This window comes from Pandoraea vervacti (genome assembly GCF_000934605.2).
In the GTDB taxonomy this organism is placed as follows: Bacteria; Pseudomonadota; Gammaproteobacteria; order Burkholderiales; family Burkholderiaceae; genus Pandoraea; species Pandoraea vervacti.
The window spans coordinates 1,654,905-1,679,680 of record NZ_CP010897.2 but is presented as its reverse complement, the minus strand read 5'-3'; the positions used below and the strand labels follow the sequence as shown (position 1 = coordinate 1,679,680).

At 63.4% G+C, this 24,776-nt stretch carries 20 protein-coding genes; 5 read left to right on the top strand and 15 right to left on the bottom strand.

Features of this window, described 5'->3' with window-relative positions:
* Positions 1–175: 175 nt before the first annotated feature.
* The 3 genes from UC34_RS07555 to UC34_RS07545 all read right to left on the bottom strand — a co-directional run bounded on the left by UC34_RS07555 (position 176) and on the right by UC34_RS07545 (position 3,267).
* Positions 176–733, bottom strand: a complete 558-nt coding sequence (locus tag UC34_RS07555; protein WP_044455050.1) for a YggT family protein — start codon at positions 731–733, stop codon at positions 176–178.
* Positions 734–914: 181 nt separating this feature from the next.
* Entirely contained in the window at positions 915–2,090 is a 1,176-nt protein-coding gene (locus UC34_RS07550) for an enoyl-CoA hydratase/isomerase family protein (RefSeq protein ID WP_044455049.1), read from the bottom strand.
* Positions 2,091–2,133: 43 nt separating this feature from the next.
* Positions 2,134–3,267: an acyl-CoA dehydrogenase gene (locus tag UC34_RS07545; RefSeq protein WP_044455048.1), complete on the bottom strand. Its 1,134-nt coding sequence runs from the start codon at positions 3,265–3,267 to the stop codon at positions 2,134–2,136.
* 474 nt (positions 3,268–3,741) lie between these two features.
* Between UC34_RS07545 and UC34_RS07540 the strand changes: the two genes are divergently transcribed.
* The 3 genes from UC34_RS07540 (at position 3,742) to UC34_RS07530 (ending at position 7,432) form a co-directional block, all read left to right on the top strand.
* Complete coding sequence (locus tag UC34_RS07540) at positions 3,742–5,403, top strand: AMP-binding protein (protein WP_044455047.1); 1,662 nt, start codon at positions 3,742–3,744, stop codon at positions 5,401–5,403.
* Positions 5,404–5,479: 76 nt separating this feature from the next.
* Positions 5,480–6,247, top strand: coding sequence for an SDR family NAD(P)-dependent oxidoreductase (locus UC34_RS07535; RefSeq protein ID WP_044455046.1), 768 nt, complete (start codon positions 5,480–5,482; stop codon positions 6,245–6,247).
* Between the two features lie 174 nt (positions 6,248–6,421).
* Positions 6,422–7,432, top strand: a complete 1,011-nt coding sequence (locus tag UC34_RS07530; protein ID WP_044455044.1) for an AraC family transcriptional regulator — start codon at positions 6,422–6,424, stop codon at positions 7,430–7,432.
* A 14-nt stretch (positions 7,433–7,446) separates the two neighbouring features.
* On the opposite strand, the gene UC34_RS07525 is transcribed toward UC34_RS07530, so the two are convergent.
* The 3 genes from UC34_RS07525 to UC34_RS07515 all read right to left on the bottom strand — a co-directional run bounded on the left by UC34_RS07525 (position 7,447) and on the right by UC34_RS07515 (position 11,630).
* Positions 7,447–8,835, bottom strand: a complete 1,389-nt coding sequence (locus tag UC34_RS07525) for an MFS transporter (protein WP_237165267.1) — start codon at positions 8,833–8,835, stop codon at positions 7,447–7,449.
* Between the two features lie 101 nt (positions 8,836–8,936).
* Complete coding sequence (locus UC34_RS07520) at positions 8,937–10,019, bottom strand: porin (RefSeq protein WP_167370644.1); 1,083 nt, start codon at positions 10,017–10,019, stop codon at positions 8,937–8,939.
* Positions 10,020–10,826: 807 nt separating this feature from the next.
* Entirely contained in the window at positions 10,827–11,630 is an 804-nt protein-coding gene (locus UC34_RS07515; protein ID WP_044457878.1) for an IclR family transcriptional regulator, read from the bottom strand.
* A 799-nt stretch (positions 11,631–12,429) separates the two neighbouring features.
* On the opposite strand from UC34_RS07515, the gene UC34_RS07510 reads away from it, so the two are divergent.
* Positions 12,430–12,825: a transposase gene (locus UC34_RS07510; RefSeq protein ID WP_039399697.1), complete on the top strand. Its 396-nt coding sequence runs from the start codon at positions 12,430–12,432 to the stop codon at positions 12,823–12,825.
* 293 nt (positions 12,826–13,118) lie between these two features.
* Here the strand turns inward: UC34_RS07510 and UC34_RS07505 are convergent, their stop codons facing one another.
* The 8 genes from UC34_RS07505 to UC34_RS07470 form a co-directional block, all read right to left on the bottom strand.
* Positions 13,119–14,225 (bottom strand): NAD(P)/FAD-dependent oxidoreductase, encoded by a 1,107-nt coding sequence (locus UC34_RS07505; RefSeq protein ID WP_044455042.1) that lies wholly within the window; start codon positions 14,223–14,225, stop codon positions 13,119–13,121.
* A gap of 166 nt (positions 14,226–14,391) precedes the next feature.
* Entirely contained in the window at positions 14,392–15,324 is a 933-nt protein-coding gene (locus UC34_RS07500) for an electron transfer flavoprotein subunit alpha/FixB family protein (RefSeq protein WP_044455041.1), read from the bottom strand.
* 14 nt (positions 15,325–15,338) lie between these two features.
* A complete protein-coding gene (locus UC34_RS07495; RefSeq protein WP_044455040.1) occupies positions 15,339–16,088 on the bottom strand; it encodes an electron transfer flavoprotein subunit beta/FixA family protein in 750 nt (249 codons plus the stop codon).
* Positions 16,089–16,186: 98 nt separating this feature from the next.
* On the bottom strand, positions 16,187–17,416 hold the full coding sequence (locus UC34_RS07490) for an MFS transporter (RefSeq protein ID WP_044455039.1): 1,230 nt from the start codon (positions 17,414–17,416) through the stop codon (positions 16,187–16,189).
* A gap of 109 nt (positions 17,417–17,525) precedes the next feature.
* Positions 17,526–18,416: an amidohydrolase family protein gene (locus UC34_RS07485; protein ID WP_044455038.1), complete on the bottom strand. Its 891-nt coding sequence runs from the start codon at positions 18,414–18,416 to the stop codon at positions 17,526–17,528.
* Positions 18,417–18,429: 13 nt separating this feature from the next.
* Positions 18,430–19,842 (bottom strand): FAD-binding oxidoreductase, encoded by a 1,413-nt coding sequence (locus tag UC34_RS07480; protein WP_044455037.1) that lies wholly within the window; start codon positions 19,840–19,842, stop codon positions 18,430–18,432.
* A gap of 74 nt (positions 19,843–19,916) precedes the next feature.
* Positions 19,917–20,648 (bottom strand): FadR/GntR family transcriptional regulator, encoded by a 732-nt coding sequence (locus tag UC34_RS07475; RefSeq protein WP_044455036.1) that lies wholly within the window; start codon positions 20,646–20,648, stop codon positions 19,917–19,919.
* A 187-nt stretch (positions 20,649–20,835) separates the two neighbouring features.
* Positions 20,836–21,135: an antibiotic biosynthesis monooxygenase family protein gene (locus tag UC34_RS07470; RefSeq protein WP_044455035.1), complete on the bottom strand. Its 300-nt coding sequence runs from the start codon at positions 21,133–21,135 to the stop codon at positions 20,836–20,838.
* 286 nt (positions 21,136–21,421) lie between these two features.
* Here UC34_RS07470 and UC34_RS07465 point away from each other — a divergent pair, with 286 nt between their 5' ends.
* Positions 21,422–22,624: an ammonium transporter gene (locus UC34_RS07465; protein ID WP_044457877.1), complete on the top strand. Its 1,203-nt coding sequence runs from the start codon at positions 21,422–21,424 to the stop codon at positions 22,622–22,624.
* A gap of 194 nt (positions 22,625–22,818) precedes the next feature.
* On the opposite strand, the gene UC34_RS07460 is transcribed toward UC34_RS07465, so the two are convergent.
* Positions 22,819–24,537, bottom strand: a complete 1,719-nt coding sequence (locus UC34_RS07460; protein ID WP_044455034.1) for a hypothetical protein — start codon at positions 24,535–24,537, stop codon at positions 22,819–22,821.
* Positions 24,538–24,776: the final 239 nt, after the last annotated feature.

Below are 24,776 nucleotides of genomic sequence, written 5' to 3'. Positions count from 1 at the left end.
AGACGACGCGAACGTCACGTTGACGCGAAAAGGCACTGAGACCGAAGTGGTAGCGACGTGAAATCGGAGCGGCCATGCTGGCCGTTGCGGCGCTGGCAGGCCGCCGAATCACCCGAATTACATCAAAGCACGCGTTCGCGTTAGGCAGGCAGCATCGCCACCTGCCGGGACATCATCAAAGCGTCGCGAAGAACAGGCTCAGTCGCGCGAGCACGATCAGCAGAATCTGCATCAGCAGAAACAGCCCCAGCGGCGACAAATCAAAACCGCCGACCGTCGGGATGACGCGACGGATGGGGCGCAGCAGCGGGTCGAGCAGGTGTTGGAGAATCGGCATGGCAGTCGCACGGGGATTCACCCACGACAGCACGGCCATCAGCAGCGTGAGCCACATCACCAGATTCGCCCCCCACTTGGCCACGAGCACCAGCGCCACGAGCAGGCCTCTCGGGAACACCGAAACCGGCGACACCCCCACCACCGCGGTGATCAGCACGAGGTACGCAATGGCAGCCAGCCATGCGCCGATCACGCACGCCCAATCGATACCACCGACGCCAGGCACAACGCGCCGCAGCGGTAACACAATCCAGTTGGTGAACTGGAAGACGCCTTGTGAGAGCGGGTTACGCGGGGGCAGTCGTGTCGCCTGCATCCACACACGTAATAGCAACAAAGCGCCGAATAGCGAGAAGACGAGGTCTAGCAACAGACGGGCGATTTCGACGAGCATCTGGACTCCAACGGATTGTGCGGTCCCCCGCAAAACCGGCATTGTCGCATGCGTTTCGCCGAGTTCAAGCGCCGCCCTGGTCGATCCTCGTGCGCGCGGACGCGCGGCGCTCGCCAAGACGCGCCGCCTGCGCTGTCGGACCTGGCGTCAACGTGACGCGCGGCGTTCTCAGGTAGCTTGCTCAGCGCCCCAAGGCATTCAGCGGATGTTCGCCGTCGGCCCACGGCGAGACGAAGAACGCCTCGACCGCCTCGGTCGGCACATCGGCCAGTGTGGCGTAACGCCAGCGCGGTTGCTTGTCCTTGTCGATGAGCAATGCGCGCACGCCTTCGACGAAATCGCCCGACGCAAATGCGTGATAGCCCAACACCAGCTCCATGCGGAACGCATCGGCCAGGTCCATACGCCGGCCCTTGAGCAATTGCCGGTCCGTCAGACACAGACTGAGCGGCGAGCGCTGCTGCAGGACTGCCAGCGTTTCCTCTGCCCAGGCGTCGCCCCCGACGTCCACGTCGGCGCGTAGCGACGCCAGAATCCCCCGCACATCGATGGCGCTGAAATGTTTGTCCAAGGCGGCTCGCACGCGTGCAAGCGGCGCGGCGTCCGTCCATGTTCGGCCCAGCGGAAGGATCGCAGCGCGAAGGGCGTCGAGGACACGACCGGCATCGACTGCCCGCCCGCTTCCGACCACACCGCACGCCCCTGATGCACCTTCCACTACCCGCGCCCAGTCGAACCGTTCCAGCATTTCACGCAATTGCGCACTGGCGTCGCCTTCGAGCCAGACATCGGCCAGACCGCAGTAAAGCGCATCGGCCGCATTGATGGTCACGCCGGTGAGTCCCAGATAGCGTGCGAGCGTCGGGGCCAGATGCCCGAGAAACCAACTCGCCCCCACATCCGGGAACAGCCCGATGCCGGTCTCCGGCATGGCAAGACGCGTGCGGTCCGTCACGATGCGCAATGCCGCCCCCTGCGCCACCCCCATGCCTCCGCCCATCACGATGCCGTCGAGCAGCGCGATATACGGCTTCGGATATCGGTGAATCAGGTAGTCGAGGCGATACTCGTCGACAAAGAATGCCTGGTGGTCGGTCGCGTTGCTCACGCGGCTTTCATAGAGTGCGCGGACATCGCCGCCGGCACAGAACGCTTTCTCCCCGGCGCCCTCGATCAGCACGGCATGCACGGACGGGTCGTCGATCCACACGTTAAGTTGCGCCCACATGGCACGCACCATGCCATGGGTGATGGCATTGAGCGCCTTCGGCCGATTGAGGGTGATCACCCCGAACCCGTTGATCACGTCGAACAGAACTTCGTCCTGCGTTTCGATGCCGCTATCGTGCAAACTCACTCGTCGTTCTCCTCGCGATACTGGAACGCAATGCCGCGCCGTCTCAGTCAAGCGCACGGGCGATGACCTGACGCTGAATCTCGCTGGTGCCCTCGTAGATTTGGGTGATGCGGGCGTCGCGGTAGTAGCGCTCCACCGGGTAGTCCTCGAGATACCCGTAGCCGCCGTGAATCTGGATCGCATGGGTGCATACCCACTCGGCAAGTTCGGAGGCAAAGAGCTTTGCCTGCGACGCCTCGGACAGACACGGCAGCCCCTGCGTACGCAGCGCCGCCGCGTGCAGAATCAGAAAGCGCGCCGCGTTGATTCGCGTGGTCATGTCGGCCAGCATGTTCGCGATGCTTTGATGTTCCCGAATCGGCTTGCCGAACTGCTGACGCTCGTTCGCATATTGAAGCGCGGCTTCGAATGCCGCACGCGCGATGCCCAGCGCCAGCGCAGCAATGCCGATGCGGCCGCCTTCGAGGTTGGACAGCGCGATCTTCAATCCCTGCCCCGGCTCGCCAAGCATGGCTTCATCGCCCACTTCGCAGTCCACGAGCGTGATCGGACACGTGTCGGACGCGCGAATACCCAGCTTGTGCTCGGGATGACCGACTTCAAACCCCGGCGTGTCGGTTGGCACGATGAACGCCGAAATGCCACGCTTGCCCGCCGCAGGGTCCGTGACAGCGAATACGATCGCCACTGCCGCACGCTTGCCGTTGGTCACGAACTGCTTGCTGCCGTTGAGCACCCACTTGTCGCCACGACGCTCGGCGCGCGTTCGCAGATTGTTGGCCTCGGATCCGGCCTGAGGCTCCGTCAGGCAGAACGCACCGATTTTCTTGCCGGCCGCCAGGTCGGGAAGCCAACGCTCACGCTGGGCATCGGTGCCGAATTTCAGAATCGGCGCACAGCCAACCGAGTTATGGACGGACATCATCGTGGCGGTCGAGGCGCAACCGGCCGCAATCTCTTCCATGGCCAGCGCATACGCCGTGTAGTCCGTGTACGACCCGCCGTACTGCTCCGGCACCATCATGCCGAGCAAACCCAACTCGCCCATCTGCGCGACCATCGCGTCGGGCAACGTACAGTCCTTGTCCCACTGTGCAGCGTTCGGTGCGAGTTGTTCGCTGGAAAACGCACGCGCCATATCGCGAATCATGCGTTGGTCTTCAGTGAAAAAATCCATGTTTTGTCTCCTGCGCCCCGGCCTGTTCCGAAGGTATTCGACATGAAGCCGAACCCATTGTCGACGCCTGCGCCTTGTCGATGGGTCCAGTGTAGGGATCACACGGCCTTGGCACCATAGCCAAAAACGGCAAATTGGCTGAGCGGAATTGCCATCGGAATCGTCCGTATTCCGATAAGGACAAACCCTTGCCGCCCGCCAACGTGGCGAAGCGTCGAGTGCTGCCACGCCCGTGGTCTTTGCTGCGCCGCGCAATCCCCCTGACTGCGGAGTGGATAAATCCCTCACGCACTCTGACCCGTTTAGCCATTGCCTGCCGTGAGCGCGACCCATTAGGATCGATTTCACCAATGCCCACGAGCGTCGCGCCCTTCCTGGGTCCAAAGACGACGCCACGGGCGGGCGGTCATGTGCGCCGGGATCTTCCATGCGCGGCGCACCTGCCGGCCGGCTTCCGACAACAGGAGACAACCCATGACTGCGGATTACGCACAGGCCTATGAGGCTTTCGACCTCGACGCCACGGTACGCGCCACACTGGACGGCGATCTCGACGCCATGAACGCGTGCGTCGAATGCTGCGACCGGCATGCCCTTCCCGGGCGCATCGCACTTTTCTGGGAAGGCAAGGACGGCACGAGCCAGACGTGGACGTTCAAGCAACTGCAAACGCTTTCCGCCCGCTTCGCCAACTTCCTGCGCGAACAGGGGGTGCAGCCGGGTGATCGTGTCAGCGGCCTGCTGCCTCGCACGCCGGAACTGCTGGTCACGATTCTCGGCACGTGGCGCGCCGGCGCCGTGTATCAGCCGCTCTTCACGGCATTCGGGCCGAAGGCCATCGAACACCGGCTGCACAGCGCGCAAAGCAAGCTGGTCGTCACGGACGCCGCGAATCGCAGCAAGCTCCACGAAGTGGCGAGCTGCCCGCCGGTCGTCACTGTCAGCGGCCCACGCGGTCAGGGCGTGCAACGCGGCGACTTCAGCTTCTGGCATGAGCTCGAGCAGCATGACGCAACGTTCGAGCCGGTCATGCGTCGTGGCGACGATCCCTTCATGATGATGTTCACCTCGGGCACGACGGGAGCAGCCAAACCGGTCATGGTGCCGCTGCGCGCCATTCTCGCGTTCGTGGGCTATATGCGCGACGCCGTCGACCTGCGCCCGACCGACACCTTCTGGAACATTGCGGATCCCGGCTGGGCGTACGGTCTGTATTACGCCGTCACAGGCCCGCTCGCGACGGGCACGCCCACCACGTTCTACGACGGCCCTTTCACCGTCGAGAGCACGTATCGCATCGTCAACAAGCTCGGCATCACCAACCTCGCCGGTTCGCCCACGGCCTTCCGTCTGCTGATCGCCGGTGGCGACAAGGCCGCCGCGCCGGTCAAGGGCCGGCTGCGCGCGGTGTCCAGCGCAGGCGAGCCGCTCAATCCCGAGGTCATTCGCTGGTTCGCGGAGCACCTCGACGTGACCATTCACGATCATTACGGGCAAACGGAGCTGGGCATGGTCGTGTGCAATCACCACGCGCTGGCCCATCCGGTGCAGTCCGGTGCAGCGGGCTTCGCGTCGCCCGGGCACCGCGTCGTGGTGCTCGACGACGAAGGGCGTGAGTGCCCTGTCGGCGTGCCCGGCGTCCTCGCGCTGGATCGCAAGCAATCGCCGCTGATGTGGTTCACGGGCTATTGGGAACGCGAGACGCCCGCGTTCGTGGGCGACTACTACCTGTCCGGCGACACGGTCGAGCGCAACGTGGACGGCAGCATCAGCTTCGTCGGTCGCAACGACGACGTGATCACCTCGTCGGGCTATCGCATTGGCCCCTTCGACGTGGAGAGCGCGCTGATCGAACATCCGGCGGTCGTCGAAACGGCGGTGGTCGGCAAACCGGACCCGGAGCGCACGGAACTGGTCAAGGCGTTCGTCGTGCTGCATGCGCAGTTTGCCCCAACCGATGCCCTGGCCCGCGAATTGCAGGAGCATGTCCGTCATCGGTTGTCGACGCACGCCTACCCGCGAGAAATCGAATTCGTCGCGGAACTGCCCAAGACGCCGAGCGGCAAGCTCCAGCGCTTCATTCTGCGCAATCAGGAAATCGCGAAGGCGGCGCAGGCGTCTGCCGCGGCGGCCTGAGCGCCTCTTATCGACGCCTCCAACGCTTCCAGCACCTCCAGCACCTCCGACGCTGACTCTTCAGGAACCGCAGCTCATGCAAATCAAGGATCGTATCTTTCTCGTTACCGGCGCATCGTCCGGCCTCGGTGCGGCAACCGCGCGCATGTTCGTCGACGCCGGCGCCAGGGTGGTGCTCGGCGACATCAACGCCGAAGCCGGGGCAAAGCAGGCCGCAGCGCTGGGCGATGCCGCTCGCTTCGTCGCCACCGACATCACGAAGGAAGACGATGTTCAGCGGCTTGTCGATACCGCCAGAAACGCTTTCGGCACATTGAACGGTGTCGTCAATTGCGCCGGACTCGTCATCGGCGAACGCATTCTTGGCAAACAAGGCCCCCACCGGCTCGATAGCTTCGCTCGCATCGTCAACGTGAACCTGATTGGCACCTTCAACGTGTTGCGTATCGCGGCCTCGGCCATGGCCGAGGCAGAGGCCGACGCGGAGGGCGAGCGCGGTGTGGTCGTGAACACGGCGTCGGTTGCTGCGTTCGACGGACAGATCGGTCAGGCGGCCTACGCTGCGTCGAAGGGAGGCGTTGCCGCCCTGACGCTGCCGGCAGCACGCGAACTCGCGCGCGTGGGCGTACGGGTCGTGACGATCGCGCCGGGGATTTTCGAAACCCCGATGATGGCAGGCATGACCCCGGAAGTGCAGGCGGCCCTGGGCGCCTCGGTGCCCTTCCCGCCGCGCCTGGGTCGTCCGTCCGAGTATGCCACCCTGGTACGCCACATCGTCGAAAACACCATGATCAATGGCGAAGTGATTCGCCTTGACGGCGCGCTTCGCATGGCACCGAAGTAAGCCTGCCCGGCATCGAGCTCTCCCATCGCGAACGAGGCCATGCCCCGGTTCGCGAGCGAATTCGGAATACGCCGATCCGCTTTTCGGACGGCGCCGGAAGCGCCATCGCGGGCCGCACTGCTAGAATTCCTGCGTCCCCCGCTATGGCATTCCGCCGGTTCCGATTCGCGACGCATGGAAAAAGGCAGCATTTCGATACATTTCGTCATCAACGCACTGGCGCATGTCGAGCGACTCGGCGGCGATCCGTCGGCACTGCTTCGCGCCGCCGACATTGCGCCCTCGTTGCTCACGCGTGCGCAGGGCCGTGTGTCGGCAGATCGCTATGCCCACCTCTGGCGATTGATCAGTCTCGCGCTGGACGACGAATTCTTCGGTCAGGATTCGCGCCGCATGAAGGTCGGCAGCTTTGCGATGCTGTGCCACAGCGTCGTCACGTGCCGAACGTTGGAGCAGGCGTTGCAGCGCGCGGCGCGTTTCTTCGGCTTGTTGCTCGACGATCTCGAGATGCGTCTGGTGCGCGACGGTGCGCTTGCCCGCCTGGAAGTGCACGAGCGCGCGGATGCGCGGGCCCCTCGCATTTTCGGACATGAAACACTTCTGATCCTCTTCTACGCGCTGACGTGCTGGCTGATTGCGCGGCGCGTCACGCTCAGCACCGCCTACTTCGCATTCGACGAGCCGGTCTATAGCGATGAATATCGCACGATGTATTCGGCACGTCTGGTCTTCAACGCCGCACACACGGCCATCGAGTTCGACGCAGCGTGTCTGGACTTGCCGGTCGTGCAGAACGAGGTGAGCGTCAAGGATTTTCTGCGTGCGGCGCCGGGCAACATCATCCTCAAGTACAAGAACACCAAGGGGATGGTGGCCAGGGTGCGGCGACGGCTGAAGGCGTTGCCGACCGACAGTTGGCCTGCCTTCGAAACGCTGGCGAGTGAATTCCACACCACGCCCTCGACGTTGCGTCGGCGGCTTGAGGAAGAGGGGCAGTCGTATCAGTCGATCAAGGATCAGTTGCGGCGCGACCTGGCGATTCACGCGCTGTGCCACACGTCAAAACCCATGCTGGAGATTGCGCTGTCGTTGGGATTTGCGGACCCAAGCGCCTTCTTCCGGGCATTTCGCAAGTGGACAGGCGCGCGCCCGGGCGACTATCGGCGTCAGGCCGTGGAGGCCTGACACCTGGCACGACCTTAAATCGTTCGTGCCTTGCTCGTCACACGACTGGGCGCACCGTCCACATCTTCCGCATCTTCCGCATCTTCCGCATCGTCGTCGAGTTCAATACGTTTCACTTCGCCTAGCAGCAGCAAGTAGCACAGCACGCCGGCGATGGCGAACAGGCTGATGAGGCCGAGCGCCCAGCCGAACGAGCCGGTCGCTTTCACGATGAAGCCGATCGCAATCGGGGTGATGATGCCGGAGAGGTTGCCCGCGAAGTTCACCGCGCCTCCGGTAATGCCGACCATGCCCTTGGGCGCGATGTCCGCCACGAGCGACCACGATGCCGACGCCACGCCTTGCGCAAAAAAGGCAAACGACATGATGGCGATCACGAGCCAGTTGGCGTCCGTGAGCACGGTGAGCGACATCGTCGGCACCAGCAACAGGCCCGTGACGATCGGCGTTTTGCGCGCCGTGCCGACAGCGACACCGCGACGCAGCAGCCAGTCCGAGAGCAGACCGCCGCAGACCACCCCGATCGACGCCGCCACGAACGGCACCGACGTCATGCCACCCGCCTTGAGCACCGTCATGTGGCGCTCGGTGATCAGGTACGTCGGAAACCACGTCAGGAAGAAGTACAGGGAAGACAGCGACGCGAACTTACCCACGCAGATCGCGATGATCTGGCGATTGCGAAACAGCACCAGCAGCTTGCGCCATGGGAATTTCTGCGCCTCGGCCTTTTGCGTGGACTGGACCTCGACGAGCGCCCCGCCGCTGCGAATGTGTTCAAGCTCCGCGGCGTTTACCCACGAACACTTGTCCGGATCGCGGTAGCCAACGAACCATACGCCTGCCCAGACGATGCCCAGCAGGCCGGTGGCATAGAAAATCTCGCGCCATCCCCACGTATGAGCGATCCAGAACAGCACCGGGGTGAGGGCCGCCATGCCGATGTACTGCCCCACGAGATAAACGCTCGTGGCCACACCTCGCTCGCGTTGCGCGAACCAGATCGAGACGACGCGGTTGTTCACCGGAAAGGTCGGCGCTTCCGCAACGCCCACGCCCAGACGCATGCCGAACAGCGTAGCGAAGCGCGACGTGAACCCTTGCATGAACGTCAACACCGACCAGCTCAGAATGGCCACGCCATAGATCGCACGCGTGCCGAAGCGATCGATGACCCAGCCGCCGGGAATATTGGCGATCACGTACGTCCACGCATAGGCCGAGAAAATGAAGCCCAGTTCGACGGGGCCGAGTCCAAACTCCTGCTTGAGCATGGGCGCAGCAACCGAAAGATTGGCACGGTCCACGTAGTTGATGACCGTGCCCACGAAGACCAGAAAGAGCATCCAGTAGCGCACCTTCGACGGGCGCTGCCCGGACGACGGGGGCAGAGAAACTGACATATTGAATCTCGTAATGTGCGAGGGCGCACGCGCCCGAAAACCTGCCATCGATCGCCAACGCCTTCGGCGTGGCACGACGGCCACACCGACGGTGTCGCGCATCAGAAGCTGTGATACATCCCGACGCGCACCAGCATCTGATCGTGATTGCTCGATGCCCCGATCGGATACGACGCGGCGTGGTTATTACCCGTCGCGGCGATGTACGTCACCTGCGCCTGCAATTGCGTGCGCTTCGAGAACGAGTAAAGGTCGCCCGCTTCGATCTGGTTGTAGTGGGTGTGATTGAACGACGAGTACGAATAGCCCAGCGTAAGCGCATTTGCCTCCGTCACGCGGTACTCCGTGCCCACGTCGTAGTTGAACATGTTGCCCGAGCCGCCCGGCGCGCGCACCTCGCTGCGGGTGTACAGCGCATGCACGTTCCAGCGCGACGACATGCGATAGGAGGCGCCGACGCCAGTGTTGTTCACGGCGTCCGACTTGAACAGATTCGTCGCGGAGAGCGCCGACTGGCCGAAGATCGACGAAATCCCCAGACGTGACGAAAAGTCGAAAGTCCGCTTGTTGATGCTTACGTAGGTCGCTGCAAGCGAGAGCGGTCCGTTGTCGTACTTCAGGTAAGCACCGATCGTGCGACCGAGCGCGTTGCCGCCTGCGAAGCCGTACATCAGGCCGCCGGTCAGTCCGTGAAAGCTCGCGCTGTTCCATTTCACCGCGTTGTCGATCTGCGAGGAGTTCGCGAGATTGTCGAGGTTGCCCGGGTGATAGGCGTAGAGATTGTGCTGCCAGAAGCCGTTCGAATAGCGAATCGAGACGTCCTGCATGAAGTCCGTCTGATGGCCGATCGACACCGTACCGAGCCGATCGCTCGCCAGCCCGACCCAGGCCTGACGGTTCCACTCCACCCCGCTATTGATCAACGCCCCGGAACTGGTGTTAAAGCCCTGCTCGAGTTGAAACACTGCAGCAAGACCGCCACCGAGGTCTTCACGTCCCTTGAGACCGAAGCGGTCCGGCTGACCGATGCCAGCGTCCATCTTGAACAGCCGTCCGCCGCCTTGATTGCTCACATAAGTCAGGCCGTCGTCGACCGTGCCGTAAATCTGCAACAAATTGCCTGCGGCATGTGCCGCGCCAACGCATGCCAGAAGACAGGCTGCGCCGATACTGCGTCTCTTCACCATCCACTCCTGTTTGCTTCCTGATGCTTTGAGGCTGTGATACGCCCCGTGTCGACATCGTCGCCGTCAACGACGACGTGCCGACTCTCGCATCGATTTTGTCTTACCTATAAAACAATGATTAATAGGTGAGACAATTATGGCGAAGGGGTTTCAGCGAGACAAGCAGAAAATAAGTAAGCGTTTATTGATGTTGCGCAGATGCTAAAGAGAAAGCTGTCGCGCGTGTGCAGAAAAATCCGAGGGAAGGTTCGGCAGAAACCATGGAAAAGCAAAGGGCATATGAGTGGCGTCAACAGCCGGCCCCCTGACGTAGCGACTTAAAGGCAGTGGAGCGGAGTCAGGGGGCTGGGTGTTGATGCTGCCCGGAGGGTTGCGGTGGCGGCGAGGCGCTAGGACCGAAGGGGGTAAGCCGAAACCCGTCCCACATCAGCCGACGACTTCTGCACCGAAAGAGACACACGGGGGGCATATGAGTGGCGTCGACAGCCAGCCCCCTGACGTAGCGACTTAAAGGCAGTGGAGCGGAGTCAGGGGGCTGGCTGTTGATGCTGCCCGGAAGGTGGCGGAGGCGGCGAGGCGCTAGGACCGAAGGGGGTAAGCCGAAACCCGTCCCACATCAGCCGACGACTTCTGCACCGAAAGGGACACACGGGGGCATATGAGTGGCGTCAACAGCCAGCCCCCTGACGTAGCGACTTAAAGGCAGTGGAGCGGAGTCAGGGGGCTGGGTGTTGATGCTGCCCGGAGGGTGGCGGTGGCGGCGAGGCGCTAGGACCGAAGGGGGTAAGTCAAATAAAGGCCAAGTCAGGCCGAAGCCCCAACCCGTTCGGCCCGGTAATTAAGCTTGTGAGACAGCTCGTCGGCAGCCGAGACCACTTTCTCGACGATACCGTTCTCGAGCAGATCGGCTTCCACGCGTGCCTGTGGAATCGTCACGCTGATGACAGCGACGATCTGAGCGCGGTGATTACGCACGGGGGCAGCGATCGTCGAAATGTTTTGCTCGAAGAATGCCTGACTCATGCTGTAACCGCGGGCGATGTCTTCCTGAACCACGCGGTGCAGCGCCTCAACGGTCGTGGGCGTATGTGTCGTATAGGCTTCGAGCTTGCGCTCCGGATAAAGCTGCTTGAGCGAAGGCAACGAGTAATCGCCTAGCAGAATATGACCGACAGCGGTCGCGTGCGCGGGCAGTCGCGTTCCCACCCGTACGGTCCCGAACACCATTTCGCGGCTCGCGGCCTTCGCCACGAACACGGCGTCGCGCTGATCGAGAATCAGAATGTGGCTCGAAAAGCCGGTCGCATCGCGCAGCTTTTCGATGACCGGCGTGCCCAGATCCGTCAGTTCGAGCGAGTTCAGGTACTCGAAGCCGAGGCGCAGGACCGCCACCCCGAGGCGGTAATGACGATCGTCGCCGGCCTTCTCGATGAACCCCTCGGCTTCCAGCGTTTGCAGCAGACGAAACACCGTCGAGCGCGGAATGTCCAGACGTCGCGCCAGATCCGCGCCCGCAAGCACCGGCTCGCGCGCCGAGAACGTCATGAGAATGCGCAGGCCGCGCTCAAGGCCCGGTACCGAGTATTTGTTATCGCTGTCGTTGCTCATGCCGTTTGCGCACAATGGCGCCGACCGGTGTGCGGCGGTGCCGCGCAGCCGATAGACGATATTCATGGAAGGCGCACATTATAGGCTACGGTCCCATCGCACGACCATGACGGAAGACCATGAGGCGACCGGGCCACTTTCTCACCAGACGAGAGCCGGTTGCGCCGCTTCGCTTGATCCGGTTGCGACAGGTTGCGCCCATTCCTGCGCCGTGGTGCCCTATCGGGGCGCAGTCCGGCACTCATCTTGGGCAGACGCATCACCGCCGGGCGTTGATTTTGCGACGTTTTGTGCCCTTTTGCGCATTCTCACGTCCCGATTTCCGCTCACCGCGCATGCACCGCAATGGGGGTAATTCCGAAGCGCGTCGACCCGAGGTTTTTGTCATTATTGCGCCTGCAAGCTTGACAAGCTGGCGCATGTGGAGCGAGACACCCTGGTCTGAGCCGAGAACAACAAACGATCCGGACAGACCAAAAGGCACGTATTCCTTTTCTCCTGACGCTTTTGCGATTGCCTATCCCAATTGCCACTCAGGAGCTGCGCCCACCTGCCAAGTGGGCGTTTTTTTGCTGGTCAAACGCTCCCTTCGCAGTGTGGTTCGACCCGAGCGCGGCGTTCTTCAAAAGAGAACCCGATCTCCTGGCATGCTTGTTGCTTGTATTTCCAGCATCGGGGATCGACGCCGCCTTGGCCGAGTTTTGACGATACGCACGCACCAGATTGCACCGGACGTGCCCGATCGCGAAACCCGGACTCGCCCCCTGCGGCGCCTCCGTTTGTTTTGGGTCGAGGTGTTATGTTTAATGAACTGAGCGACGTTGAATGGCACGCCCTGCGTGATCTGATTTGCGACCGTCCGGTCCGTACGGAACGACGCGGCCGCCCTCAAGTCGAGCAGCGCACGCTGACCAATGCTGTCTTGTGGGTGCTGTTCACTGGCGAGAGCTGGTCCAAGCTGCCCATGCAGTACCCTTCCGTGCCGACCTGCCGTCGCAAACTGAATGAATGGCGCGAATCGGGCATGCTCGATACGATCCTGAAACGCCTGCAACAATCGGGCCGCGATATCAGCGCCTGTGCAGGTCAAATCAGCAAACCGGCCCGCAGCACGCCGTGTGGCGACACCGATCGCCTGCGCGGTGTGTTCTGGACGAATCCGGCGTCGTGGAAGCCGCCGGTCGCTGTGCGCTAAAGCGGCGGGTGTGCTGACCCGCACACCAGCCCGCGCAGTTGCACCGACGCAAGGATTCCCTTCGACAGGAATGCCGCGCAACGCTCGCGGTACCGTCCGGAAGGCATCACGGGGTTAGCCAGATAGCAGTTTGCCGCACGTCTACGCGAGATGTGACCGGGCGGTCCATCTCGCCCATTCGTAGGTTCGTAGGTTCGTAGGATTCGTACGATGCTTGCGATTCGTACCCCTTGCGCGCTACGCAGCCCGGGTCCATCGCTGCATATGCCTCGCGCCGCGCTCGATGTGGCGCGTCAGGAAAGCGCTGCGCTCACCGCTTGCGCAATGGCCAGCGACGCTGTCAGGCCCGGCGACTCGATCCCGAACAGGTTCACGAGTCCCGCCACGCCATGCACCGCAGGCCCGTCGATGCGGAAGTCCGCCGCCGGCTCGCCCGGCCCGCTGATTTTCGGCCGAATGCCCGCATAGCCAGGCTGCAACGCGCCGTCGGCCAACGCCGGCCAATAGCGGCGCACCGCCGCATAAAAACCGTCGCCGTCTGAAGGATTCACCGTGTAGTCGATCTCCTCGACCCACTGCACGTTGGGGCCGAATCGCGCCTGCCCGCCGAGATCGAGCGTCAAATGCACGCCCAGGCCCCCCGGTTCCGGGACCGGATAGATCAGATGGGTGAAGGGCGCACGCTGGGCGCACGAGAAGTAGCTACCCTTCGCGAAATACCGCTGCGGAATGTATTCGGGCGCCAGTCCCTCGAACTTGCGCGCGATATCGACCGCGTAAAGTCCGGCACTATTGATAGCGGTGTCGGCCAGCAACGTCGACGTGACGCCTTCGGTCTCGACATCCAGTTCGATGCCGTTTGCGCCGCCCACACGGGCGCCCGTGACACGTGCGTCGAACGCCAGCATCGCCCCCGCATTCTCGGCGTCGCCCTGCAATGCGAGCATCAGTCCGTGGCTGTCGACGATGCCCGTTGACGGTGAGAGAAGCGCACCAAAGGTGTGCAATTCGGGTTCACGTTGTGCGACCTCGCCAGCGCTCAGCCACTGAAGATCGTCGACACCGCTTGCGTGTGCATTGGCGGCAATGGCTTCGAGTTCGGCGACCTGATGATCGGTGGTCGCCACGATGAGCTTGCCGCACCGACGATGCGCTACGCCATGCGTCTGGCAAAACTCGTACAGCTGATGTTTGCCCTCCACGCATAGCTTCGCCTTGAGCGAGCCGGGCGGATAGTAGATGCCGCCGTGGATAACCTCGCTGTTGCGCGAGCTCGTCCCCGTGCCGATGGCGCGCTCCGACTCCAGAACGATCACCTCGCGCCCGGCCATCGCCATTGCGCGCGCCACAGCCAGTCCCACTACGCCCGCGCCGATGACGACGCAATCGACTTTATCCATCGCTATTCCCTGTTTGCCTGTCGAGAATGCCCGATTCGGATGAGGACGTCCGTCGTCGCCGGTCCTCCTCATGCGAATCGGCTGCGGGCGCAACGCCCGCAGCCTTGCTGCTTCACTTTACCGCTTCACTTCATGGTTGCCGCTTCGGAGCGCGCTGTGAGCGTGCTTACAGCGCGCCCGTCAGTTCCGGCACCACCGTGAACAGATCGCCCACCAAGCCGTAATCCGCCACCGAGAAGATCGGCGCTTCCGGATCCTTGTTGATCGCCACGATCACCTTCGAATCCTTCATGCCTGCCAGATGCTGGATCGCACCCGAAATGCCCACCGCGACATACAACTGCGGCGCCACGATCTTGCCCGTCTGGCCGACCTGATAGTCGTTGGGCACGTAACCGGCATCGACCGCCGCGCGCGATGCACCCAGCGCCGCGCCCAGCTTGTCCGCCAGCGGCTCGAGCACCTTGGTGTAGTTCTCGCCGCTGCCCAGACCGCGACCGCCCGAGACGATGATCTTCGCCGAGGTCAGCTCCGGACGGTCCAGCTTCGTCACCTCGCGGCCAACGAACTGCGACACCCCGGCGTCCGGCGTGGCCGCCACGGTTTGCACCGCAGCGCTGCCGCCCGTGGCCGCTGCCGCGTCGAAGCCCGTCGAGCGCACCGTGATCACCTTGACCTTGTCCGCGCTTTGCACCGTCGCAATCGCGTTGCCCGCATAGATCGGGCGCTCGAACGTGTCGGCGCTCTCGACCTTCGTGATGTCCGAGATCTGCGCGACGTCGAGCAACGCCGCCACGCGCGGCGCGATGTTCTTGCCGTACGCCGTGGCCGGAGCCAGGATGTGCGAGTACGCGCCTGCGAGCGACACCACTTCGTCCGCAATGTTCTCCGCCAGACCGTCGCCGAAGTACGTCGCCTCGGCCAGCAGCACCTGCTTCACACCGGCGATCTGCGCGGCCGCCTCCGCCGCCGCCTTCGCGTTGCTGCCTGCGACCAGCACATGCACGTCCTCGCCGCATTGCAGCGCGGCCGTCACGGTGTTCAGGGTCGCGGCCTTCAGGCTTTGGTTATCGTGTTCTGCAATGACCAGAATGCTCATCTCGTCGTCTCCCCTTAAATGACCTTCGCTTCGCTCTTCAGCTTTTCGACGAGCGTTGCCACGTCCGCCACCTTCACCCCCGCGCTGCGCTTGGGCGGCTCGGCCACTTTGAGCGTCTTCAACCGCGGGCTCACGTCAACGCCCAGATCGGCGGGCTTGACCGTCTCCAGCGGCTTCTTCTTCGCTTTCATGATGTTGGGCAGCGTCACGTAACGCGGCTCGTTCAGACGCAGGTCCGTCGTGATCACCGCCGGCAGCGACAGCGACACCGTCTCCAGTCCGCCATCGACTTCGCGCGTGACCTGCGCGCGGTTGTCCGCCACCGTCACCTTCGAGGCGAACGTCGCCTGCGGCAGCTTCGCCAGCGCCGCGAGCATCTGACCGGTTTGATTCGAATCGTCGTCGATGGCCTGCTTGCCCAGGATCACCAGTTGCGGCTGCTCCTTGTCGACGATCGCCTTGAGCAGCTTAGCCACGGCCAGCGGCTGCAGTTCCTCGCCCGACTCGATGAGGATCGCGCGATCCGCACCGATGGCCAGCGCCGTGCGCAGCGTCTCCTGCGACTGCGACACCCCCGCCGACACGGCGATCACTTCCGTCGCCACGCCCGCTTCCTTCAGCCGAACCGCCTCTTCCACCGCGATTTCGTCGAACGGATTCATCGACATCTTCACGTTCGCAATGTCGACGCCCGTGCCGTCGCTCTTCACGCGAACCTTTACGTTGTAATCCACTACCCGTTTGACCGGTACCAGGATCTTCATGCAGAACTCCCTTGAATCAAAAAACCGGGCGGCGTGCCGTGATGCCGGCGACCGCCGCCCTGGAACATACGAAATTGCCTACGAACCCACTCGCGAACTTACTCTATTTCGCGCCCTTTCGTCTCGGGCAACATGAATGCGGTAATCAAAACCACGAGATAGGCGCCGCCAGCGAACATGCCAATGGCCGTGCCCAGACCGCTCGTCTTGGCCAGATAGCCGACCAGGCTCGGGAACAGCGCGCCGATACCGCGTCCGAAGTTATACGCGAAGCCTTGCCCGTTGGCACGCACCGCCGACGGGAAGAGTTCCGTCAGATAGGCGCCCATGCCACTGAAAATACCCGAGGCCGCGAACCCCAGCGGGAAGCCGAGGATCAGCATCTGATCGTTGCTCAGCTGGATCTGCGTGTAGACGTAGATGCTCACGCCCGAGAGCACGGCGAAAATCAGCAGGTTCGCGCGACGCCCCAGCCGGTCCGTCAGATACGCGCCCGTCAGATAGCCGATGAAAGAACCGAGGATGATCACGAGCAGGTAACCGCCCGTGCCGATCACCGACAGGTGACGCTCCGTTTTCAGGAACGTGGGCAACCACGTCGTCACGGCGTAGTACCCGCCCTGCACGCCCGTACACAGCAGCGCCGAGAGTACGGTCGTCTTGATCAGCGACGGCGAAAAAATTGCCCATGCCGACGTACGCCTGGCCGCCGACTCCTCGCGCTTGCGCGTGCGCTCGAAGAGCTCCGGCTCGGGCACGTTCTTGCGGATGAAGAGCACGAACACCGCAGGGATCACGCCGATCCAGAACAGCACACGCCACGCGTACTCCTCCGGCAGGAACGAAAACGACGCCGTGTAGCACAGCGCCGCCACCGCCCACCCGATGGCCCAGCCGCTTTGCACGGTGCCCACGGCGCGGCCACGATACTCGGTACGCACGATCTCGCCCATGAGCACCGAGCCCACCGCCCATTCACCGCCGAAACCCAGCCCCTGCAACGCACGCAGGACAAAGATCTGCTCGAAGTTCTGCGCAAAACCGATGAGCACGGTGCAGATCGAGAACCAGAGAATCGTCACCTGAAGAATACGCACCCGACCGAAGCGATCGGCCAGCACCCCCGCGAGCCAGCCGCCGATGGCCGAGAACAGCAACGTCACGGTCGCCAGCATGCCCGCCTGTCCCTTGTCGATGCTGAACACGGTAATCAGTGTCGAGATCACAAAGGTGAACACCATGAAGTCGAGCGCATCGAGCGCCCACCCGCCGAACGCGGCAATAAACGTATGCCGCTCGGTCTTGTTCATCTGGCGATACCAATTCATCTTGTCTCCTCCTTGAGCCTCGGACGCTTCTGGGAATCCGTGGGAAAGCAAACGCGCGTCGTGCGCGAACGTCATGCAGATGTCGGCAAATGCTTGATCGGAAAAATGCTTAAACGGTTGTCGGAAAGCCGTACAGACGCGCCGGGTTGTCCACGAGAATGCGACGGCGCGTCTCGGCATCCGGCGCCCACTGCGGCAGCAGGTTGCGCAAGGCGCCGGTATTCGGCATGCGCGTGAGCGACACATGCGGCCAGTCGCTCCCCCACACCATGCGATCGGGCGCGTCTTCGATGAGCGCCTGTGCGAACGGTGTGACGTCGTCGAATGCGGGGAAACGCTCGCTGATGCGATAGGCGCCGGAGAGCTTGACCCAGTACCCGTGATCTCGCACGAGCGAGCGCAACGCGGAAAATCCCGGCGAATGCAGCCCTTGCGCGACGGGGGTATGCCCCATGTGATCGACGATCCCCGGCACCGGCAGCGATGTCATGCGCGGCATCAATTCGGGCAATGCATTCACGTCCATCAGGAACTGCATGTGCCAGCCCAGGTCCTTGATGCGATGCGCGAGCGTTTCCATCGCCGCGAACCCGATGCCGCCGCCGAAGAGCACATTGATGCGCAGACCGCGCACGCCCGCCGCATGCATCGCTTCGAGTTCGGCGTCCGATACCTCCGGCGACACCACGGCAATGCCGCGCAGCCGCTCCGGGTGACGGCGTAGCGTCTCGAGCATGTAGCGGTTGTCGGTGCCATATACGCTGATCTGCACCAGCACGCCGTAAGTCATCCCCGTGGCGTCGAGCATGGCGAGGTACTTGTCTTCGGGCGCAGGCGGCGGCGTGTAGCTGCGCTCGGTCACCATCGGATAGGCGTCGCTCGCGGCAACCACGTGGGCATGGGTGTCGACGGCGCCGAACGGCACCTCGAACGTGGGCGCATCGATCTCCGGCAGCGGCCCAAGGCACAGCGGCGCGCCGGCAGCGGAAGTTGCAGTCATGTCGACTCCTCAGTTAAATCAGTTTCCCGGGATTCATGATGCCGGCCGGATCGAACACGGCCTTGATCTCACGCATCAGGCGCAGTTCCAGCGGTGACTTGTACTTCGCAAAATAGTCGCGCTTGAGTTGTCCGATGCCATGCTCGGCGCTGATGCTGCCGCCGAAACGCGCGACTTCGTCTAGCACTTCGGCCGTGATCGCTTCGCCCTGTTTCGCCATGAAATCCGCCGGCTCGCCGGCAGGACGCGACAGGTTGTAATGCAGATTGCCGTCGCCGAAATGACCGAAGATGAACGCACGCACCTGCGGGCAAACGCGTCGCACACGCGCCTCGGCGCTCGTCATGAACGCCGGGATCGATTCGATCGGCAGCGAGACGTCGTGCTTCAGATGCGGGCCGTCGGCGCGTTGCGCTTCGGAGATTTCCTCGCGCAGCTTCCACATTTCCTCGACTTGCCCGAGCGTGGACGACACCACGGCGTCGGCGCACAGATCGCGCTCGATGGCCGTCTCGATCACGCGCTCGAGCAGTGCCGCCAGCGCCTGCTCGTCCGCCGTGTCGGCCAGCTCGATCAGCACATAGCCTGCATGACGCTCGCCGAACGGCGCACGCACGCCGGGCACGTGCGCCATCACGAGATCCACGCACTCGCCCGTGAAAAACTCGTACGCCTGCATGCGCGGACCGCACTCGGCGAACAGCAATTCATAAAGGTCGAGCGCCTGACGCGGCGACGTCACCGCGGCAATCACCACCTGGCGCACGGGCGTCGGCGCATACAGACGCAGCGCCGCGGCCGTAATGACGCCCAGCGTGCCTTCTGAGCCGATAAGCAACTGCTTGAGGTCGTAACCGGTGTTGTCCTTGCGCAGCGTTCGCAAACCATGAAGGATTTCGCCGTTGGGCAGCACCGCCTCGACCCCGAGCACGAGTTCACGCGTCATGCCATAGCGCACGACGTTCACACCACCGGCGTTCGTCGCCAGATTGCCGCCCAGTTGGCACGAACCTTCCGCCGCAAGACTGAGCGGCAGCAGTCGGTTCGCGTCGCGCGCCGCGCGTTGCAGGTCTTCGAGAATGCACCCGGCTTCGGCGACCAGCGTATTGGCAACGGTGTCCAGACTGCGCACGGCATTCATGCGGTCAAGACTCAGCACTACGTTCTGCTCGGACTTGTCGGGCGTCGCGCCGCCGCACAGGCCCGTGTTGCCACCGCGCGGCACGACCGGCGTGGCCGTGCTCTGGCACAGCGAGAGAATCCTGGCGACGTCTTCGGTCGAGCGCGGACGCACGACAGCCTGCGCGTGGCCGCGATACATGCCGCGCCAGTCGGCGAGCCAGGGGGCGACGTCGTCAGCGGACGTCAATACGCTATCGGCGCCCACGGCATCGATGAGACGTTGAGCAAAAGCGGTGATGGTCATAGGTTCACGCGTCGGGGGATCGGGGGAATTTCGGGCGCAGTTCGGTCGTGGTTCAGTGGCACGTCAATCGACGTTCAGCCGCGGGTCGGCGCAATGGCGCCGGTGATGATGTCGCGCCCGGGCAGCGTCAGCCCGAGCCGCGCCGAGGCACGCAGCAAATGCGAGAGCGATGCCGCCTTCGCGAGCAGCGGATCGCGCGCCTTGATGGCGTTGAAGACCGCCACGTGTTCTTGATGCACCTGCGCGGCGAGGCCTTCATGGCGCAGCGTATTCGTACGCGCCGCCTGTACGACCTGCCGGATTTGCAGGTTCAGGTATTGCAGGAGATCGGCGTAGTAACGGTTGTGCGTGGCGCGGGCAATCGCGGCGTGAAAGGCGGTATCGAACTCGACGCCATTCTCGGGGTGATAGAGGTTCGTCTCCAGCCCCACGAGAATCTCTTCGAGTCGGCGGATGTCCTCGTCGGTATGTCGCACGGCGGCGAGTGCGGCCGCAGTGCTCTCCAGATCGAGCCGCAGTTCGTAGACGCTGGCGAGATCGGCGGCGTCCTGCCCGACCGGCACCTGAAAACCGCTTTGCGGCGTGCGCGCCTTCACCGTGACGCCCGCTCCTTGCCGACTGTCGATCAGCCCCTGCGCGCGCAAACGCTCCGTCACCTCACGAATGACCGCAGGACTCACGCCGTACGTTTCGGCAAGCTGCTTGCCGGTCGGCAACCGGGTGCCGACGGGATAGACACCCTGCCGGATCGCGTCCTGCAACTGCTGCGCGACCTGCTCGGTCAGGGTCTTGGGCTTGGTGGTCATCCTCTCACATCGTCCAATGCTTTTCTGGTTTGCATGTTATCTGAAAACTTTTGATGCACGACACCGCGTTAACCCTTAGCTTGCGTTGCATCCGTCTGGCGCCGTCAGCACGCCGTCAAAAAAAGCGGCGAAAGCGCTCTGGCCTTCACCGCTGTCAGACCTTGCGGGCGCCTGGCCCGCGTCGATCTCAGAAGCCGATCAGGGCTTCGGTCACGTGACCGACGTTCGGCGGCGCCGCGAAGCACTCGCTCACCAGTGCGCGCCATTGCTGGAAGGCATCCGAGTTGCGGAAATGCACGGTGTGGTCTTCCAGCGTTTCCCAGGTCACGACAAGGCTGTAGTGCGTCGGCTGCTCGAGGGACTTGAGCAGACGCATGCCGTGGCAGCCTTTCGAGCCCTTGAACAGAGGCGCAGCCTTTGCAACACCTTGCTCGAACTCGGCCTCTTTGCCGGGCTTCACTTCGATCTGGGCGATTTCAAAAATCATGGTTTTCCTCAGTGATGGGTCGTGGTGAGTGCGCATTGGAGCGTTGCGGGTGCGCATGTCGATGGACGCCCGATTCTATACCGCGGGTTCGCGAGACGCATCGCGCACGGCGCATGCACGAGGATCGATCACGCCGGCCCATCGCAGCACCACAGACGTGCAACGCCCAGCGTCAAACGCCATACCAGCAAACAAAACATCTCGAAAAATCAAAGAACTAACAATATCTGGCATTGCTCTTGCATATCTTCATTTCTCGTCACGTTTGCACCAAAAGAGCACATTCATGCCCAACTCCCATCCCCCCGGCGACGTGCTGTTCCTCTTGCTCGGCGCGATCCTGGTGCTTGCCATGCACGCCGGTTTTGCGTTTCTTGAGCTCGGGACCGTCCGCAAAAAGAATCAGGTCAACGCGCTGGTCAAGATCCTGACGGACTTCGCCGTCTCAGGACTTGCGTATTTCTTCATCGGCTACCCGCTCGCGTACGGCGTCGACTTCTGGTCGAGCGCCACGGTGCTCGCCGAGCACAACGGCTACGCGCTCATCAAGTTCTTCTTCCTGCTGACGTTCGCCGCCGCCATTCCGGCCATCGTGTCCGGCGGCATTGCGGAGCGCGCCAGATTCCACCCCCAGTCTGTTGCGACGTTCTTCCTCGTCGGCGTGATCTACCCGTGCTTCGAAGGCATTGCGTGGAACGGCCATCTCGGCATTCAGGACTGGCTCACTCGCTCGCTCGGTGCGCCGTTCCACGATTTCGCGGGGTCGGTGGTCGTGCACGCCGTGGGCGGATGGATCGGGCTTGCTGCGGTATTGCACCTCGGCGCGCGTCGCGGACGTTACAACGGTCAGGGGCAAGTCTCGGCACATCCGCCGTCGTCGATCCCGTTCCTCGCGCTGGGTGCGTGGATTCTGATCGTCGGCTGGTTCGGCTTTAACGTGATGAGCGCGCAGCGCGTTGGCGGCATTTCGGGACTGGTCGCCGTGAACTCGCTCATGGCGATGGTCGGCGGCACATTGATGGCGATGTGGGTCGGCAAGGACGACCCCGGCTTCATTCACAACGGCCCGCTCGCTGGTCTCGTTGCCGTGTGCGCCGGCTCGGACGTCATGCATCCGCTCGGCGCATTGGTCGTGGGTGCGGTGGCCGGCGGCCTGTTCGTGTGGCTCTTTACCGTGACGCAAAACCGTTTGCGCATCGACGACGTGCTCGGCGTGTGGCCGCTGCATGGGGTATGCGGCATCTGGGGCGGGCTCGCTGCGGGAATCTTCGGGCAAACGTGGCTCGGCGGGATGGGCGGTGTGAGTTTCATCGCCCAGGTCATCGGCACGCTCACGGGCGTGGCCATTGCATTCGTCGGCGGCTACGTCGTGTATGGCGTCATCAAACGGATCACCGGACTACGGCTCGACGACGAGCAGGAGTACTACGGCGCCGACCTCTCGATCCACAAGATCACGGCGACGCCGGAGCGCGAGACGAACTGGTGATCGGCCATCGCGGCCGATCACCGAACCTCTGCCCTTGCCTGCGTCACTGACGACGCGACGCGAGCATCTGCATCTGCCGTCGCTCGGCGCCGCTCAGACTGCGCCAAAGCGTCGGGTCGACCTTGCCGCCGCAAGACACATGACAGTTGGCAGTGCTCGGTATCGGAACCCTGTCGCCGACACCGCACGCCACCTCAAATCCAGGTGGACTCGACCTCGATAGATGGCGTGTCACGGCGCTCGGCGCGGCCGTCCGCCAGCCCGACCGGCATGACGCGCCCGATAGGCACCGACGCTGTGGTGCGCGGCTGCTTTTGCGTCTTCCCTTCCCTCTGCTCTGCGTCGTCCTGCGCCGCCATACAGGGCAATGCACCCACCGCCCGCTCCAGCAGCGCCGCGCTCCAGTGTTGATACAGCAGCAACAGGCGATAGGACGCCCGCACCGGCGTTGTGCTGCCTCCCTCCCAGGCGTCGCCCGTCCATCGCAGGCCCCACGGACTCTCCGCCGGGTGCAGGCTCAGGTAGTTCAGTCCATCGACACTCGATGCATGGCATGGCACATCGAATTCGCCGCAGGCGAGCGCGATCTGACTTGCCGACAAAGGACGGCGGGAAGCGAGTAAGCACTCGCATAAGGTCGGCTGCGAGGCAATCTTCGCAAGCAGCGGTGTATCGCAATGCTGCACGAGTTGTGTCACGCGGGCGACGCGGCCTTGTATCGCCCCCTTGTCTTCGCAGGACACATGCGCCAGCCGTTCGCACAATGCATGCCATCGCTGCGTGAGGCGCGCAGCGTCGCAAGCGAAGGCTTCGTTGCGCGCCCACGTGCCGAGCAGGCTGGTTACCGCGCGACACGAGTCGAGCATCAATCCGGCGACACGCAAAACGCCGCGATAACCGTCAGCCGTCTCCGATGCGCCGGAGAACCACGAAGGCACCCATAGCCCCAGCCGTGCGGGCGGCACCGCCGAATTGGCGAACGTAAACAGCGTGGCGACATCGCGTGCGCGGGTCAGCCTTGCCAGCGTGTTCCGCCATGACGACGCGGGCGCCGCGGATGCCGTCCCAGCCGACGGCAGCAACACGCACGCTTCGAGCAAACGACACCCGGCATCCATTCGCTTGAGAATTTCATCTACCGCGTGGTGGCGAATGAGCGTGGGCGAACCCAACGACTGCGTCAATACGCCCTTGACGCCTTCGAACGCCAGCAGCGACCAGTCCGCCCACGGCACGCCGAACGGGGTGTTGGCCGCGGTCATGCCTCGCACGACACCGGCCGATGCCCAGCCATCCATACCCGTGGGGATATCGGTGGGGACGCCGGTGTGGAGGTCGAGGTGGGGGTCTGGGTGGATTCCGACATCCACTTCCCGCTCACGATAGACGCCCGCTGCGATGACGCCGAGCAACGAGAGGTTGCCCACGAGCGACAGGATGTCGCGTGCAGCACGAAACCCCCAACCACGCTGACCGGTCGCCGCCAGGGTGTCGAGCCAGGCGCTCACGTCGTCACAAAGACGTTCGACGTGCCCTGTCTCGGACGCAGAGGCGATTTCGCCCTGAGTGGGCGCCAACATCGCTTCGACCTGCCGCTGGTTCTGCGCCAGACGCGCGTCGCGTGCATGCGCCAGCGCGAACTCCTTGCGATAGAAGTGCTGGCTGGGCCCGGTCGTCACCCAGAGTCCTGCCCACGCCTTCGCAAACGTCTTCGCCAGTGCCGGATCGGTACGACACAACGTCGTCGCTCCGTTGGCCTGCCTCGTCTCGGCATTCGCCTGAAGTTGCACATTGCGCGCAGCGTTGGCGGCCAAGGTCAGCCTCGTGCCGAAGTCCGCCCGCGCCGCGCGACGGCACGCCGCCGCCTCGCGCGTGCCTGGTGGATCGATCGCCACTTCCGTGCGCTCCTTCATCCCCCAGTCCGGCCCCCGGCCGATTGCACCTGCACACTGTTGGTACCACATCGCATCCTCCCGCCAGAACGTCGCCGGGCCCGCCGGCAAACCGTCGACTATAGGGAGATGACATCGAACGCGCGGCGTCCTTCAGGACGGACACGCGCCCAATCCGCTGTGCGCAGGCATCGACGCGTGTGCGTCTTCCCTCGCCCGCGTCACCCCAGCGAGTGCCCACTTACGCAGCTTGTGCAGAC